Below are 15,585 nucleotides of genomic sequence, written 5' to 3'. Positions count from 1 at the left end.
CGCCGATCCAAACCCTCGATGAAACGGCTCATTCTAGCGCCTCCATCAATGAGGGAAGGCTACCACATCAACGCGTTTCCACACAGCCTCGGTGGAGAGCTGACTGACCGCTTTCGGGCGGGGGGGCGGCAGAAGCGGACCTTCGTTCAGCCGAACCGAACTGGCAGCTCTGCGCCCCAATGTCGGTCGTTCGACCTGCCGGCCAAGGATCCTGAAAGCCGTCGTTCGTTCGTCCTGCTCGGTGGGAGGCGGGTTGGGCTGAAGTTGGGGACATTTCTGCCCGGCAGCTATCGGGAGCCCCGAAGCGGATAGCTGCCGCTCGCCACGCTGCCACCGGATCGGTTCTGCTCGAAAGGCTTCCGCATCCAGGAACCGGGCTGCGTATGAGGTGTATTGCATTGTCTTAATTGAGTCTTCGGAGGCCGGATGCCGCGTCGGCAGATACGCACTGTTTCGCTCAGCCAGGAACTCGACCGCTTCGTTGCCGACGAGGTCGCTTCCGGACACTATTCCACCGCCAGTGAGGTCATCCGGGCAGGCCTGCGGACGCTGATCGAGCGACAGGAGAACGGGCGTTTCGCACAGGCGGAAGCACGTCGAGGATGATCGACCCGACTCTTGCTCAACAGATCATCGAAAGTTCGACTGACTTCGCGATCATCACCTTCGATGCTCGCGGCCGCATCACAAGCTGGAACCCGGGCGCGGAGACGATCCTGGGCTGGTCGCCCGAGGAGGCGATTGGCCAGCACGGGCGCATTCTCTTCACCAAGGAGGACCAAGAGGCGGGCTCACCTGAGCACGAGATGGAGCGGGCGCTCAGCGACGGGCGCGCGGTCGACGAGCGCCTCCACCTGCGGGAGGACGAGAGCCGCTTCTGGGGCTCGGGGCTGATGATGCCGCTCAATAGCGGCTCGGGGTTCCTCAAGATCATCCGCGACCGGACCAAGGAACGCGAAACCGAGCGTCGCCTCACCATGTTGACGGACGCGCTTCCCGGCTTCGTGTTCGAAGCGGACAGCGACGGCCACTATGTGCGGACGAACGCACGCTACAAAACCTACACCGGCCGGGAAGATCCCGACCTGCTCGGCGACAAGTGGCTCGAGACAATTCACCCCAAGCACCGCGATCGGGCGCGGGATGCCTGGGCTGAAGCGGTCCGGACGGGCGAGCCGTTCGATCAGACGTTCATGGTCGCGGATCGCGAGGGCGAATACCGCTGTTTCGCCTGCCGGGGTGTGCCCGAGTTGGACGACGACGGGCGTGTGCTGCGCTGGATCGGCACCTGCATCGACGTGGAGAACGAGGCGAAGGCCAAGGCACTGCTCCAGGACCTCAACCTCTCACTCGAACATGCCGTGACCGACCAGGTGGCGGCGCTGGAGGAGTCGCAGCGCACGCTGATGGCGGAAGTCGCCGAGCGCGAGCGGGTCGAGGAAGCCTTGCGGCAGAGCCAGAAGATGGAGGCGATCGGGCAGCTGACAGGCGGTGTCGCGCACGACTTCAACAATCTGCTCACCGTCATCCTCGGCAGCATCGACCTGCTCGGCCGGCCCGGCCTCGCCGAGGAGAAGCGCCAGCGTTACCTGGCCTCGATCAAGGAAACGGCGGAGCGTGCAGCCAAGCTCACCAACCAGCTTCTGGCCTTCGCGCGGCGTCAGCCGCTCAAGGCTGAGCCGTTCGATGTGGTCGAAAGACTTCGCGCCAGCGAGGACGTGCTACGGAGTGTGTCCGGATCGCGTGTCGCCATCGACTTCGACATCAAGTGCGAACCCTGTGTCATCCAGGCGGACCCGACCCAGTTCGATACCGCCATCCTCAACCTGGCAGTCAACGCGCGCGATGCGATGGAGGGAGAAGGCCAGCTAAAGATCCTCGTCGAGGAACGCGAAAACATTCCCGCGACCCGGGGCCATGCGGCGGTGGCGGGACGCTTCATCTCGGTCGCCGTTAGCGACACCGGTAGCGGGATCACCGAGGCGGACCTGCCACGAGTGTTCGAACCCTTCTTCACCACCAAGGATGTCGGCAAAGGCACCGGGCTGGGACTCAGCCAGGTGTTCGGCTTCGCCAAGCAGTCGGGTGGTGATATCGTGATCGAAGGCGGTGCCGGAACAGGCGCCACCTTCACCCTGTATCTCCCGCGTGCCGACGACCAACAGGCCGCCGGCGACGCCGAGCTTACCGCGCCGACCGCAGCCGTGCCTCCTTCAGGCGGAGGATGCGTGCTGCTGGTCGAAGACAATCAACTGGTCGGTGAGTTCGCTGCCCAGCTCATCGGCGACCTCGGGTACGGCAACATGTGGGTGCCGAGCGCGCAAGAGGCGCTGGCGCTCGTCGTGGCCGAGCCCGACAAATTCGACATCGTCTTCACCGACGTCGTCATGCCGGGCACTTCCGGCATCGAGCTTGCCGAGACGCTGCGCACGCAATTCCCGAAGCTGCCGGTGGTCCTGACCAGCGGCTACAGCCATGTGCTGGCCGAGGAGGGATCGCACGGCTTCGAGCTGCTGCAGAAGCCTTATACGGCTGAGGGGCTCGCGCGCGTGTTGCGATCCGCGATCACAAGGTGATTTCCCGTCAGTATGAGTGGCATGGACGAATACCACGAACAGCGGCTGGTAGCCGAACGGCCGTGATGCGTTCACGACTGGTTGGTACCAGAACCAAAGTCCCGATAGTGCGTTTGCACACCCGCAAGCGGGCTACGAAGTGAGCCGGGCTCTTTCTCCGAGACCCCTTGGCTGCTAACTCTTTGATAAGGGTGAAACGCCGCCAGTCCGTCGGATCGCGGCTTAGTTAAGTGGACTGGGTGGCGGATGAGCCTGCACGACGCGTCATCGAAGGTCTGGCCAGGTTTCCCCGTTACTGGGGAGATGGCGACATTGGTGCGGACGCGCGACTGGTCGGCCACATGGCTTGGTCCGATCGAGATCTGGCCGCAGAGCCTCAAAACAGCGGTCGATCTGATGCTCAGCTCGCACCAGCCGGTCTACATCGCCTGGGGACCCGAGCTCACCTCGCTCTACAACGACGGCTACATCCCGATCGTCGGCGCCAAGCACCCGGAAGGCTTGGGCCAGCCGTTCTATGAACTCTGGTCGGAGATCACCGAGGAGTACCGCCCGCTTGTTGATGCGGTAATGGCCGGCGAGGCCCAGCACTTTGTCGATCGGCCTGCGGCGCTGGCTGGGCGCGAAGGCGTGGAAATCGGCTATTTTACTTTTTCCTGGACGCCATTGCGCGACGAAGCTGGCGTGATCCGCGGCTTCATCTGCAACGGCTTGGAGACGACCGAGAGAGTGGAGGCCGGCCGCGCATTCCAGCGAATGTTCTTAGCCTCACCTACGCCTTTTCTGGTCCTTGCACCCGACGCGCCCCGCTTCACCATCGTCGAGGTCAATGACGCGTACCTTGCCGCCGTGATGCGCACTCGCGAGGATTTCCTTGGGCGCGGCTTGTTCGAGGCCATGCCCGACAACCCCGACGACACAGGCGCGACCGGCGTCACCAACCTTCGTGCATCGCTCGAGCGCGCGATCGCGACCAAGCGGCCGGATACGATGCCGCGCCAGAAATACGATATCGCGCGCCCGATCGGCGGGTTCGAAGAGCGCTGGTGGGACCCCGTCAATTCGCCTCTGATTGGCACCAACGGGGCGGTCGAGGCGCTCATTCACCACGTCGTCGACGTGACGGAACAGCGCCGGGCTGAGGAGCGCTTGCGCGAAAGCGAACGGCGCTTCCGCAACATGGCCGACAACACGCCCGTCATGATGTGGGTGACCGACCCGAACGGCCACTGCGCTTACCTCAACAGGGCCTGGTACGAGTTCACCGGACAGAGCGAGGAAGAGGCGCTTGGCTACGGATGGCTCGATGCCACCCACCCCGATGACAAGCCTGAAGCCGAGCAGGTCTTCATCGAGGCCAACGCTGCGCAGCGGCCGTTCCAGGCCGAATACCGGTTGCGTCGGGCAGACGGCACTTACCGCTGGGCGATAGACGCCGCGAGCCCTCGGTTCGGCGCCGATGGTGAGTATCTGGGCTATGTCGGCTCCGTCATTGACATCGACGAGCGTCGCGAGTCCGAGGACGCGCTGCGCCGGGCCAAGACCCTGCTCGAGGCGGTAATGGAGGCGGTTCCCGGCGTGGTCTATGCCAAGGATCGCCAGGGCCGGATGATCGCGGCCAATCGTGGCACGGTCGAGCTGGTGGGCAAGCCAATCCCCGAGATCATCGGCCGCACCGATCGCGAGTTCCTGGACGATCCGGCGCAGGCCGAGGCGGTGATGGCCAACGATGCGCGCGTCATGACGGAAAGCCGCACGGAAGCTCTTGAGGAGGTGGTCAGCTTCTCGGATGGGCGCCATGCTGTCTGGCTCTCCACTAAAGCGCCATTCCGGGACGCACAGGGGGACGTAGTCGGCCTCGTCGGGTCTTCGCTCGACATCACGGAGCGCAAGAGGGCCGAGGACCAGCTGCGTGCGCTCAACGCGGACCTGGAGCGCGAGGTGGTCGAACGATCCCGCGAGCGTGGGCTCATCTGGCAGCTCAGCATCGACCTACTGTCCGTCATCGACTTGGAGTCCGGCGCGTTTGATACGGTCAATCCGGCCTGGTCTGCCTCGCTGGGCTGGCGCACCGACGAGATCGAAGGTCGCCCTTATACGGAGTTCGCGCATCCGGACGACCTGAGCGCGAGCGCCGCAGCTTTCGAGCAGGTGCGGGCTGGCAGTCCAGTGATGCAGTTCGAGAATCGCTATCGTACCAGAAGCGGCGACTGGCGATGGCTGTCTTGGGTGGCAGTGCCCGAGGGCGGCAAGCTCTACTCCGTGACTAGGGACGTGACCGACGAGAAGGCGCGTCAGATCGAGTTGGAGGCGGCTCAGGAGCAACTGCGCCAAGCTCAGAAGATGGAGGCGGTCGGCCAGCTCACCGGCGGTATAGCGCACGACTTCAATAACCTGCTCACCGGCGTGATCGGCTCGCTCGACATGATGCAGCGCCAGTTCGCCAAGGGCGACATGAGCAAAATAGAGCGGTACACGACGACCGCCATCACCTCGGCCAACCGTGCCGCAGCGCTGACCCATCGCCTGCTTGCCTTCTCCCGCCGTCAGCCGCTTGATCCCAAGCCGGTCAACGCCAACCGGCTCGTCACCGGCATGGAGGAACTGCTGCGCCGGACGATCGGCGAGGCCGTGCGGCTTGAGATTGTGACTGCCGGAGGGCTTTGGCAGACGCTGTGTGATCCACACCAGCTCGAGAGCGCGATCCTCAACCTGGCGATCAATGCGCGCGACGCCATGCCGGAAGGCGGCATGCTTACCATCGAGACCTGCAATGCGCATCTTGATGACGCTTATGGAGCACGCCAACGCGAGGTGAAGCCCGGCCAATATGTCTGCATCTGCGTGACCGACACGGGTATGGGCATGACGGCCGACACGATAACCAAGGCCTTCGAGCCGTTCTTTACCACCAAGCCGACCGGCCAGGGCACTGGCCTCGGTCTCTCTATGATTTATGGCTTTGCGCGCCAGTCCGAAGGGTATGCCAAGATTTATTCGGAGGTCGGCAACGGCACGACCTTCAAGCTCTACCTTCCACGCCACTATGGTGAGGGAGAAGAGGAGGAAAGCCATAGCACCGAGCAGGGAGACTACCTCCGCGCTGATCGAGGCGAGGTCGTGCTCGTCGTCGAGGATGAGACCGCCGTTCGCGCGCTCGTGGTCGACGTTCTGGAGGAGCTTGGCTACCGTGCGCTTGAGGCGGTGGATGGGCCGTCTGGCCTGAAGATCCTGCACTCTAAGCGGCGCATAGACCTGCTCGTCACTGACATCGGATTGCCCGGACTGAACGGGCGCCAACTCGCCGACGCAGCGCGCGAGCGGCGTCCAGACCTCAAGGTCCTCTTCATGACCGGCTATGCCGAGAACGCCACCCTCGCCAACGGATTCCTAGGTCCCGGCATGTCCATGATCACCAAGCCCTTCGCCATCGACGCGCTTGCAACTCGTATTCAGGGCATGATCGAAGCCCAGCGTTCTTAAACGGCTTTGTCCAGTCGGCATAGCTGGCACCTGGATGAACGTCCGCTTCCGAGCAGTTACGGCAGCCACCTAAATGGCGGCTTCTGGGTCACAATCGCGTTGGCCTCACGTCAGCGGTTCACGACCTATGCCGGCGGCCAGAAAAATAAGATCAGCGGCGTGCCCAGGAGCAGCACCAACACCGATAATGGGGCGCCCAGCCTGGCATAATCGCCGAAGCGATAGCCTCCGGGACCCAGCACAAGTGTGTTGCACTGATGTCCAATCGGGGTGAGGAAATCGCAGCCCGCGCCGACCGCTGTCGCCATCAGGAACGCCTCGGGCCGATAGCCCAGGTCGCCCGCGAATTGCGCCGCGATTGGCGCCATCACCAGCACCGTCGCCGCATTGTTCAGGAACGGCGTCACCGCCATCGCCGCCGCGAGGATCAGCGCCACCGCGCCCCAGGCCGGAAGCGTCGTCGCGAATTGCGCCAGCCCCGTCGCGATCACGTCCGAGGCGCCGGTGGTGCGAAGCGAATCCGACACCGGGATCAGCGCCCCTAGCATGATGAGGATCGGCCATTCGACATTGTCGTACGCATCGCGCGGGCTGATCGCGCCGCTCGCCATCACCATTCCGGCCGCCGCGAAGAAGGCGACGGCGACCGGCACCCAGCCCATCGCGGTCAGGAACATGGCGACAGCCAAGATCGAGATCGGCAGCCACGTCGCGCGCCGGGAGCCTAGGCGCACGTCGCGTTCCGCCAGCGGCAGGCAGCCGAGCTCACGCAGCCGGTCCGGCATCGTGTCCAGCGTGCCCTGAAGCACCACGACGTCGCCCGCGCGCAACGCCGTGTTCGCCAGCCGCCGCGACAGCCGCTCGCCACGACGCGAGATCGCGATCAGGTTGACCCCGAACATGCGCTGCAGGTTCAGCCGCCCCGCGGTCTGGCCCTCCAGCCGGGATCCGACGTTCACCACCGCCTCAATCACCCCGACCTCGCCGGCGGTGCCGCCCTGTTCCTTGTCGCGGCGCTCCTGCGACTTCTCGCGGTCCTCGCCCTCGTAGACCAGCCGGTCGCCCGCGATCACGCGCTCCAGCGCATCGGGCTGTCCGCCGAGGATCAGCGTGTCGTCCTCACGCAACTCGGTGTCGGGCAGCGGCGCGCTGCGCATCCCCGTGCGCAGCAATTGCGTCATCGTGATTTCGCCCTCGTGCCGGTCGAGGAACGCCTGCACCGTCTCGCCCACGGCAGGCGAGCCGGTGGGCAGGACGACCTCAGTCACATAGCCGGTGATGTCCAGCGCCTCGCCCATCGTCGCTGCGGCGCGGCGGTCGCGCGGGATCAGGCGATAGGCAAATCTCAGGTACAGCAGCCCGACGACGAACAGGCAAAGGCCGACCGGCGTATAGTCGAACATGCCGAAGGGCTCGCCGGTCATCTGCTCCCGCGCGCGGCTGACGATGATGTTGGGCGAGGTGCCGACTAACGTCATGAGGCCGCCTAGCAGCGCAGCGAAGGACATGGGCATCAGGAAGACCGACGGGCTGACGTCGTTCTTCTTCGCCATCTGGAACGATGCGGGCATCAGCATGGCAAGCGCGCCGATGTTCTTGACGAGTGCGCTCGCCAGGCCGACCGATCCCGCCAGCACCAGAAGCTGCGAGCGCACGCGCTTCACGCGGCGCCCGACGCGGCGCAGCGTGCGCTCGACGACACCCGAACGCTGCACGGCGGCTGAGATAACCAGCGCCGATCCCACGATCACGACGATGTCGTCGGAGAACCCCTTGAAGGCGTCGGCCGGCGCCACGATCCCTAACAGCAGCGCAGCCAGGAGTGCGATGATGGCGGTCACGTCGTAGCGGAACCGACCCCAGATGAAGAGCGCCATCATCCCGACGAGGGTGGCGATCGAAAGGATCTGGGGGAGCGTCATCGTCAGACGCCCAATGCGCGAGGGCAGGACAATGTCCGGCGCCTCGCGAGGTGCGTGATTAAATACCGCAGGAACAATGCCCTTGATAGCTACGCCAGCGTCGGCGGCTTCGGTGAAGGAGCGACTCACGACTGGTCAGACTTGTGGAGATGGTGATCATGGCGGGCCGATGCGCTCAGCACCGCCACCATAGGGGAGGTGCCTGCAGTTCAGTCCATTGTTGACCGACTTGCGACAGCTGAATGGATGTCCAATTTCCGGTCGCTGCTGATCGGCTTTGAATGACCGAATGTGGGTCAAAGAGAGTGGCCGTGCCGGTCAATGTTCGGTGCGGAGACCGCTTTTTATTCCAGTGCGGCGCCGTAGCCGATTGCGGCATCGCACCCCTCCGCAACGGTATCGACGGGAGCCAAGCACGTGAACCCTTGACAGTGCCCACATAGCTGGGTAGGCTGCTCGCCACGGCCCGAAACGCGGCTGGGTGAGGAGAGGCTGCCGTGACCCGCCGTTTCGCAGTCCTGGCCTGTGCAGCTGCCGCTCTGCTCGGGGCCAAGGCGCCGCCGGGTCCGCGTCCGGCCATCACCGGCATCTCGCACCTCGCTGTCTATGCTCGGGACATGGCAAAGTCCGAGCACTTCTACACGCACGTGCTGGGCGCCCGAAAAGGCACGGACCCCGAGAACCCGGCTGGTGTCCGTTACTATCTGAGCCGGCGCCAATTCGTGGAGGTGCTACCCGCACCCGCCGGACAGGGGCCCAGCATGCTGGCGCACGTCGCCTACGCGACGACGGATGCGTCGGCGCTGCGGGCCTGGCTGGCCACGTCGGGCGTCTCTGGCCTCGGCGCGATGCAGCGCTCCACCGAAGGAGATCGTTGGTTTGCCCTGCGTGATCCGGAAGGCAACGAGATCCAGTTCGTGCAATCCGCGAGCGCTGACGCCAACGCCGTTCCCGGCGCGATCAGCGGGCGCATCATCCACGTCGGCTTCGCGGTCCACGACCGAGCCAAGCAGGACTGGCTGTACCGCCGCCTGCTCGGCTTCCGGCCGTACTGGTATGGCGCATTCGAGCCCGACAAGGTCGACTGGGTGTCGCAGCAGACACCCGACGGTCGGGACTGGCTGGAATACATGATGGTCGGTCCGGGCTCGGGCGTGCCGCTAACCAAGGTCGACGCCCGCCAGCTCGGCGTACTCAATCACCTGTCCTTGGGTGTTCCAAACATGCAGGCCGCCATCACAACTTTGCACCGGGAAGCTCGGCTGAGCCCGCGTCACGACGGTCCGCAAATGGGCCTCGACGGCAAGTGGCAGGCCAACCTCTACGATCCCGACGGCACGCGCGTCGAACTGATGGAATTCCAGCCTGTGACTAAGCCGTGCTGCTCACCCTTCACGGCCGAGAGCCCGACTGGGTAGGTGCTGGCGACGTTGAACGAACGGCAGAAAGGCGGAGCAAGGAAAAGGGCTTTAAGCGACCGCATCTGGGTCAGTGGGCCTGGGCGCGATCCTCGGAATCGGTCTCGCTTCTGCCTCACTTTGGGATTGCTTGCTCGATCTGCGGCATCTTCACCACCGGACCATTACGGCGCACTACCCCGCTCAGCGGCGGGCACAATTCCGTCATCAAGGAGCGTGTGGAGCGCAGCGATATGACCATTGTCTCGCGCGCCCCCGGGGTCGGAGGTCATGACGACCGTCAGCTTCAGGTCTGGCACGATGAACAGCATCTGCCCGCCATAGCCCCAGGCGAAGCGCAGCGGATGGCCGCGGCTGGTGCCGACAAACCAGCCATAGCCATATTGCCCACCACTCCACGGAGACACGGTACGCGGGGTCCAACTCTCTTCGATCCAGCGGGCGGAGATGATCCGCCGGCCGTTGATTATGCCACCGAGGCGATAAAGCTCGCCAAACCGCGCCAGACTGTGCGGCGACATCATCATTTCGTTTCCGCCGAAATAGATGCCCTGCGGATCGCGCGACCATGGCGGGATCGTGATGCCGAGCGGCTCCGCCAGCCAGTCGCGCATCAGGACATGGGTGTCGCGCCCCGATGCCCGCGTCAGCATCGCCGATAGCAGATGCGTGTTGCCGGTTGAGTAGAGCATCGAACCGCCCGGCTCGTCGACAAAAGGGCGAGAAAGGGCGAAGCGGACCCAGTTGCGGCTGGACACCCAGCGCCCGTAATTCTCGCCGGACGTCCGCTCCAGCCCTGCACGCATGGTCAGGAGATCCTCGACGGTCAGCCGGTCGAGGCGTGGATCGGGATTGGCCGGCGCATCGCTGCCGAGCACCGACAGCGCGCGCTGATCGACGCCGGTCAGTACGCCTTCTGCGATGGCGATGCCGACCAGCGCGGACAGGACCGACTTGGACGCGGACTTGATATTGACCGGCCGGTCGAGCGGCGGCCCGCCGTTGAACCGCTGCTCCGCCAGCGCTTGCCCGTCGCGGAGAACCAGCAGCGAGCGGAGCCGGGGAAGACGACGGGCTTGGGCGATGGTGTTGGCGAGCATGGCGCTGTCCAAACCGCGCGTCTCGACCGGGCTGGATACGGCCGTTTGCCGTGGCGCAGGCGCGGCATCGCACCCGCTGGCGAGGAGGAGCGCCAACGTCCAGGCATATCGCTTCATGGCGTGATCGCGGAACGAAGCGTCAGCAGGAACTCGGCGGGCGCTTCGACCTGCGGCGAATGGCCAAGATCGTCCAGGCGGATCAGGCGAGCGCCGGGGATGCGCTTCACCGCCTCCTCGGCCGCTTGCGGCACGGTGCGGACCCGCGCGCGCCGATTCTCCGGCGCGCTGCTTGCGCGAAAGGCGGTCAGGTCGCGCTGGCCGATGATGAGCGTGGTCGGGACCATCAGGCGCGGCAGTTCGGCGGCGACCGGCTGGGTCTGGATCATGTCGGACAGGCGCGCTTGTGCCTCTCGCACCGTGTCACCATCGGGGCTGGCATACTGCCCGGCCAGCATGGCCACCCAGCGATCATAGGCCGGACGCCAGACCCCATGATAATAGTTGCGAAGCTGATAGGCCTTGATCGACGCGGCGTCGACCTTCGCCTCTTCGGCGCGCAGCTTGCCCAAGTCGGTATAGGGCACGCCCTCGCTTAGCGTGTCGTTGAGGCCGAGCGGGTTGATCAGCACCAGCTTCGCAGCCCGCTCGGGAGAGAGAAGCGCGAAACGCGTGGCGAGGATGCCGCCGGTTGAATGGCCTACCAGCACGACCTTGCCGGCGCCGGCCCGGTCGAGCAGCGCCGCGGTCAGTGCGGCCATGGCGTGAAAGCTATACTGATAGCCATTTGGCTTCGACGATTTGCAAAAGCCGATCTGGTCCGGGGCGATGACGCGGTAGCCCGCGGCCGCCAGTCCGCGCGCGATGTCGCCCCAAGTCGCGGCGCAGAAGTTCTTGCCGTGGAGCAGGACGACCGTCATGCCGTTGGGCTTGGCGGTCGCCGGCCAGTCGAGAAAGGCCATGCGAACCGGATGGCCCTGTGACTCTGCCTCGAACCATTGCACGGGAGCCGGATAGTCGAACCGCTCCAGATTGGCGCCTAGCGGCTCGGTTTGCGCACCGGCGGTGGTCGAGAGCATGGCCGAGCAGACGAGGGCGGAGAGCAAGCGATCACGCATTAGTGGTCAACACCGGTCGCCACGTCGATATCCCTCAAGGCGTAACGCCAGTTCATGCCGAAGCGCTGGATTAAGCAGTTAAGTGGCTGACATGAATGAACGGCAGGTTCCGGACTGCGCGGAAAGCCCGTGAACGGCCGAAAGTGGGTCTTGTTACGGAAGGGTAGGAGCAGCTGTCGATGCAGCTTCTGTGCTACAGCCACCGAGGTGCTTGACGTCGCAATTGCCATCACAGCAGGATCGACTGCTCTCCAGCGAGGCAGCCTGACCCAAGCGAAGATGGCGAACCAGGAAATCGACGAAGGACCGCACCCGAACCGCCAGGCGCTCGTGCGGCACGAAAAGCGCGTGAATGTCCTCGCCGTCGCCGGGATTGAAAGCGGGTAGTACTTCCACCAGGCGACCTGAAGCGAGGTCCTCCGCGATGTGGAAGCCGCCAAGGCGTGCGATGCCGCCGCCCGCAAGCGTCATCAGCCGCACCGCTTCACCGGAACTGCCGAGGAAGGGACCTGTAGGAGTTCGCTGCACCGTCCTGCCGTCGATGCGGAACGGCCAGCTGTCGACCGAACGGCGGAAGTTGAAGCGCAGGCAATTGTGATGCTCCAGATCATGCGGATGCATCGGCTCGCCTCGCTCTTGAAGGTAGGCTGGACTAGCTACGACGGCCATCGTGCTTCGTCCAAGCTTGCGCGCCCTGATGTCGGCATCACGCAACGGGCCGACACGGATGGCCACGTCGGCACGTTCCTCCACTAGTCCGACGAGCGCGTCTGTCATGGTCAGGTCGACCGTCACCGCCGGGTTCTCGCGGAGATACGTGGGAAGGATTGGCAGCAGGCAATGCGTGCCGAACGGGACCGATGCATTGACCCGCAGAAGGCCTCGCGGCGAACGATCTACATCGAAACTGCGCTCAACTGAGTCGATCTCCGCGACCAGCCCTTCGACGCGCTCCCGGTAGGCTCGGCCCTCTGCTGTTAACGCGAGCGCTCGGGTCGTCCGAGATGCCAGCTGCACTCCCAACCGCTGCTCTAAACGTGCCATTGCACGGCTCACGGCTGAGGGCGTGAGCCGCAGCGCTCGTGCAGCCGCAACGAAGCTGCCGTGCTCCGCCACAGCTAAGAAGATCATCATCTCGCCAAGCCGATTATCCATGCTGATTGGTGACTCCGATGCACTTCTGCGTTGATGAAGTTCGATCTAATCAGCATTGGTTGGAGCGCATAGGTGTAGCGGCGTTCACGAGGAGATGACGCATGGACCTGCAACTCGATGGCAAGACAGCTGTCGTCACTGGCTCTACCGCCGGTATCGGCCTAGCGATCGCCGAGCGGCTCGCACTGGAAGGCGTCGCGGTTACGATCTGCGGCCGGGATCGCGCGAAATTGGACGCGGCCGCACAGCGGCTGAGCAGGGCAGGGCGAGTTTCAACGGTACTCGCCGACCCGGCGACGTCAGCCGGTGCCATGGCGCTTATCGAGGCAGTGCCCGACGCAGACATTCTAGTGAACAATCTCGGGATCTACGAGGCGAAGCGGTTTACGGAGATCAGCGACGATGATTGGCATCACCTCTTCGAGGTCAATGTCGTGAGCGGAGCCCGGTTGGCACGTCACTACTTCCCCCGCATGCTAGCGCGGGACTGGGGGCGGATCCTCTTCGTCGCAAGTGAGAGCGCACTCGTGGTGCCGAGCGAAATGGTCCACTACGGCATGACCAAGACCGCACAGCTCGCGATCGCACGGGGGTTGGCTGAGCAGACGCGCGGTACGGGCGTGACAGTCAATTCGGTTCTGCCTGGGCCTACTCGCTCTGAGGGTATCGTCGAGTTCATCCGCTCGGTCGTGGACAACAAGGACGCGCCTGAGAATGAGCGCGAAGCTGAGTTCTTTGCCAAGATGCGGCCGCTATCGCTCATCCGCCGGCTGATTGAAGCCGAGGAGATTGCCGCACAGGTGGCGCTGCTCGCGAGCCCGCTTGGTGCGATCACCAACGGAGCAGCGGTGCGGGTCGAAGGCGGTATCATACCGACGATTGCGTAGGGGAACCCAAGCTCTCCTTACACAGCCTTTTAGAAGATGAACGAACGGCGAAGGTAGGGATGCGCGCGAGGTGGCGCGAATGACCAATTGTGGGTCAGTCGGGCCACGATCGTGGACATCGTCGCTGCCCCGGTCACGTGCGCAGCACGGATCGTCAGCCGTTCAATGGCGAAGCCTCAAAATCAGCTAGCAGGGCAGCGACATCGTCGTACAGCGCTACAGCGCCGGCCCCACGAAGCGCTTGGTCGTTGAACTTGCCCGATCGGACGCCAACGGCTGCGATGCCGCACCTGGCAGCCGCTTCGATGTCGTACGGCGTGTCACCTACGACGATCACCTCGCTGGCCTCGAGCGACGAAAGCTTCTCGAGAGCGGTGGCGAAAATGTCGGGGGCAGGCTTGGTTCTCTCGACATCGTCCGACGTGGTCGAGACGCCGACGATCTCGCCGGCATCCAGCAGCCTGACGTAATACTCCAGCTCTTCCGATGACGCGGAGGACGCCAGCACGACCTGCCGGCCGCTGTCTTTGACCTTTACAAGGAGGTCTCTGGCGGCGGCGAAAGGGGTAACCTTCTCCAGGTACTTCGACTTGAATATCCGCCCGTGCTCCTCGCCCATCCTCTCCTCCTCGGCCTCGTCTGCGTCCGGGAGCAGAGTCGGCACCAGCATGTCGGTGCCCTTGCCGATCTGATCGTGAACCGCCCGATCATCGAACGTCGCGCCGATCCGGTTGAACACCGTCTGCCAAGCCTCAACGTGATAGTCGTTACTGTCGACGAGAGTGCCGTCGATGTCGAAAAGGACTGCCTTGATGGCCATGGTGTCATCGCTCCCGAGTTGACGCTGCAACGCACGGCGTACGGTGATCGGCACCACGAGGTAGCTCATTGTAAAACGCTGCGTTTGCTATGCCTCGGACTTTACGATCAAGCGTCGGAAGCGGGGCTTGCCCCTGTCACGAGGATCATGAGGTGATCCAGACAAGCTGCTACTTATGGTAGAACTCGGCTACCATCAGCAGCTGGCGTATCGCCCGCAGCTCTGCGTCCAGATGGAGCGAGAGCTTGTCCACGGTGGCGAGCATGTCAGCCTTGTACCATCGCCACTCCGATAAGGGCACGCGCAACCACCGCGTTTGGTATGCAACGAATTCCTCCCCCAACTCCATGCAGTCGATCTTCATGCCTCTGGCGACGATTTTGCTCGAAGTAGGTGCGTAGGCGACGATCGGATCAAAGATGCTGCCATGCTTCAGGCGTTGGTAGCGCTGGAAGTGCTGGCCGAGCGCGGTTCGCCGATCCGTGAGCAGAGCGCTTGCGTCGACGCGGTCGTTTGTCACCAGCGTCCGGGCGCGCCGCATCATCAGGCTCGCACGGAGGACGTATCCTTCCGCCTGGACGCGCAGCGCTTTTCGTTGATCGCTCGATCCGAAGAGGGTCGGCGGCGCCAAAGAACTGTCGATCATGCGGCGACGCCTCGCGTGACCGAAACGGCTTCGTTGGCGGCCGCGATCATGACGCCCGAGAGGATGGCATAGGCGCTCGTCCATGCCGCCTTGGTTGCGGTGTCAAAGCGCTGCCCGAGCGCGCCGCGTAGCGTTTCGATGAGCGCCACGCCGACAATCGAGTAATGCCGCTCCTCGACACCATAACCGACATGCCTGATGGCCAGCGCCCGGGCGACCGGCACCACCTTGTCGAGTTGATCGAGGGCATCGACGACGGCTGCGAGCGTGAGAAACAGCTTGCGACCTTGATCGTCGATATCGCCGCGGAACAGCGCGCGCGTTTCCGGCGCCAGCGTGAACAGCCGATCATAGAAAGTGTGTGCTGCGCCGGCGGCTGCTGGCAGCACGTGGGCGAAGCTTTCCTGAACCAACTCAATCTGATCGCCGGTCATCATGATCCGCAGGTACAGCGCAAAAGAGA

12 protein-coding genes are annotated in these 15,585 nt (G+C 64.1%); 5 read left to right on the top strand and 7 right to left on the bottom strand.

Annotated elements, in window-relative coordinates; all coding sequences use genetic code 11:
* Positions 1 to 426: 426 nt before the first annotated feature.
* From J2Y58_RS18160 to J2Y58_RS18150, 3 genes are all read left to right on the top strand, one after another.
* Complete coding sequence (locus J2Y58_RS18160) at positions 427 to 606, top strand: type II toxin-antitoxin system ParD family antitoxin (RefSeq protein ID WP_310106346.1); 180 nt, start codon at positions 427 to 429, stop codon at positions 604 to 606.
* The gene (locus J2Y58_RS18155) at positions 603 to 2,576 is read left to right on the top strand and encodes a PAS domain-containing protein (protein WP_310106343.1); all 1,974 of its coding nucleotides are present in this window, start codon (positions 603 to 605) and stop codon (positions 2,574 to 2,576) included. Before J2Y58_RS18160 ends, J2Y58_RS18155 begins: the two co-directional genes overlap by 4 nt.
* Before the next feature lie 246 nt (positions 2,577 to 2,822).
* Positions 2,823 to 6,059, top strand: a complete 3,237-nt coding sequence (locus tag J2Y58_RS18150; RefSeq protein WP_310106340.1) for a PAS domain S-box protein — start codon at positions 2,823 to 2,825, stop codon at positions 6,057 to 6,059.
* 125 nt (positions 6,060 to 6,184) lie between these two features.
* Here the strand turns inward: J2Y58_RS18150 and J2Y58_RS18145 are convergent, their stop codons facing one another.
* Positions 6,185 to 7,981, bottom strand: a complete 1,797-nt coding sequence (locus J2Y58_RS18145) for an SLC13 family permease (RefSeq protein ID WP_310106337.1) — start codon at positions 7,979 to 7,981, stop codon at positions 6,185 to 6,187.
* Between the two features lie 497 nt (positions 7,982 to 8,478).
* Here J2Y58_RS18145 and J2Y58_RS18140 point away from each other — a divergent pair, with 497 nt between their 5' ends.
* Positions 8,479 to 9,399: a VOC family protein gene (locus tag J2Y58_RS18140; protein WP_310106334.1), complete on the top strand. Its 921-nt coding sequence runs from the start codon at positions 8,479 to 8,481 to the stop codon at positions 9,397 to 9,399.
* Between the two features lie 164 nt (positions 9,400 to 9,563).
* Here the strand turns inward: J2Y58_RS18140 and J2Y58_RS18135 are convergent, their stop codons facing one another.
* From J2Y58_RS18135 to J2Y58_RS18125, 3 genes are all read right to left on the bottom strand, one after another.
* Positions 9,564 to 10,616: a serine hydrolase gene (locus J2Y58_RS18135; RefSeq protein WP_310106331.1), complete on the bottom strand. Its 1,053-nt coding sequence runs from the start codon at positions 10,614 to 10,616 to the stop codon at positions 9,564 to 9,566.
* Positions 10,613 to 11,614 carry an alpha/beta hydrolase gene (locus tag J2Y58_RS18130; protein ID WP_310106328.1) on the bottom strand — a complete coding sequence of 334 codons (1,002 nt, stop codon included), beginning with the start codon at positions 11,612 to 11,614 and terminating at the stop codon, positions 10,613 to 10,615. Before J2Y58_RS18130 ends, J2Y58_RS18135 begins: the two co-directional genes overlap by 4 nt.
* Positions 11,615 to 11,767: 153 nt before the next feature.
* The gene (locus J2Y58_RS18125; RefSeq protein WP_310106324.1) at positions 11,768 to 12,769 is read right to left on the bottom strand and encodes a LysR family transcriptional regulator; all 1,002 of its coding nucleotides are present in this window, start codon (positions 12,767 to 12,769) and stop codon (positions 11,768 to 11,770) included.
* A 101-nt stretch (positions 12,770 to 12,870) separates the two neighbouring features.
* On the opposite strand from J2Y58_RS18125, the gene J2Y58_RS18120 reads away from it, so the two are divergent.
* Positions 12,871 to 13,656 carry an SDR family oxidoreductase gene (locus tag J2Y58_RS18120; protein WP_310106322.1) on the top strand — a complete coding sequence of 262 codons (786 nt, stop codon included), beginning with the start codon at positions 12,871 to 12,873 and terminating at the stop codon, positions 13,654 to 13,656.
* 154 nt (positions 13,657 to 13,810) lie between these two features.
* Here the strand turns inward: J2Y58_RS18120 and J2Y58_RS18115 are convergent, their stop codons facing one another.
* The 3 genes from J2Y58_RS18115 to J2Y58_RS18105 all read right to left on the bottom strand — a co-directional run bounded on the left by J2Y58_RS18115 (position 13,811) and on the right by J2Y58_RS18105 (position 15,556).
* On the bottom strand, positions 13,811 to 14,545 hold the full coding sequence (locus J2Y58_RS18115; RefSeq protein ID WP_310106319.1) for an HAD family hydrolase: 735 nt from the start codon (positions 14,543 to 14,545) through the stop codon (positions 13,811 to 13,813).
* A 100-nt stretch (positions 14,546 to 14,645) separates the two neighbouring features.
* A complete protein-coding gene (locus J2Y58_RS18110; protein ID WP_310106317.1) occupies positions 14,646 to 15,122 on the bottom strand; it encodes a hypothetical protein in 477 nt (158 codons plus the stop codon).
* Positions 15,119 to 15,556 (bottom strand): globin family protein, encoded by a 438-nt coding sequence (locus J2Y58_RS18105; protein WP_310106314.1) that lies wholly within the window; start codon positions 15,554 to 15,556, stop codon positions 15,119 to 15,121. Before J2Y58_RS18105 ends, J2Y58_RS18110 begins: the two co-directional genes overlap by 4 nt.
* Between the last annotated feature and the right edge of the window lie 29 nt (positions 15,557 to 15,585).

The sequence above is a fragment of the Sphingomonas sp. BE138 genome (genome assembly GCF_031456125.1).
Lineage (GTDB): Bacteria > Pseudomonadota > Alphaproteobacteria > Sphingomonadales > Sphingomonadaceae > Sphingomonas.
This window is presented reverse-complemented; position numbering and strand designations above follow the sequence as displayed.

What these genes read in the sequence shown, in the direction of transcription:
- J2Y58_RS18130 (WP_310106328.1), bottom strand. Translation starts at nt 11,614, where the DNA reads ATGCGTGATCGCTTGCTCTCCGCCCTCGTCTGCTCGGCCATGCTCTCG.
- J2Y58_RS18160 (WP_310106346.1), top strand. Translation starts at nt 427, where the DNA reads ATGCCGCGTCGGCAGATACGCACTGTTTCGCTCAGCCAGGAACTCGAC.
- J2Y58_RS18125 (WP_310106324.1), bottom strand. Translation starts at nt 12,769, where the DNA reads ATGGATAATCGGCTTGGCGAGATGATGATCTTCTTAGCTGTGGCGGAG.
- J2Y58_RS18105 (WP_310106314.1), bottom strand. Translation starts at nt 15,556, where the DNA reads ATGACCGGCGATCAGATTGAGTTGGTTCAGGAAAGCTTCGCCCACGTG.
- J2Y58_RS18150 (WP_310106340.1), top strand. Translation starts at nt 2,823, where the DNA reads ATGAGCCTGCACGACGCGTCATCGAAGGTCTGGCCAGGTTTCCCCGTT.
- J2Y58_RS18155 (WP_310106343.1), top strand. Translation starts at nt 603, where the DNA reads ATGATCGACCCGACTCTTGCTCAACAGATCATCGAAAGTTCGACTGAC.
- J2Y58_RS18110 (WP_310106317.1), bottom strand. Translation starts at nt 15,122, where the DNA reads ATGATCGACAGTTCTTTGGCGCCGCCGACCCTCTTCGGATCGAGCGAT.
- J2Y58_RS18135 (WP_310106331.1), bottom strand. Translation starts at nt 10,616, where the DNA reads ATGAAGCGATATGCCTGGACGTTGGCGCTCCTCCTCGCCAGCGGGTGC.
- J2Y58_RS18115 (WP_310106319.1), bottom strand. Translation starts at nt 14,545, where the DNA reads ATGAGCTACCTCGTGGTGCCGATCACCGTACGCCGTGCGTTGCAGCGT.
- J2Y58_RS18120 (WP_310106322.1), top strand. Translation starts at nt 12,871, where the DNA reads ATGGACCTGCAACTCGATGGCAAGACAGCTGTCGTCACTGGCTCTACC.
- J2Y58_RS18145 (WP_310106337.1), bottom strand. Translation starts at nt 7,981, where the DNA reads ATGACGCTCCCCCAGATCCTTTCGATCGCCACCCTCGTCGGGATGATG.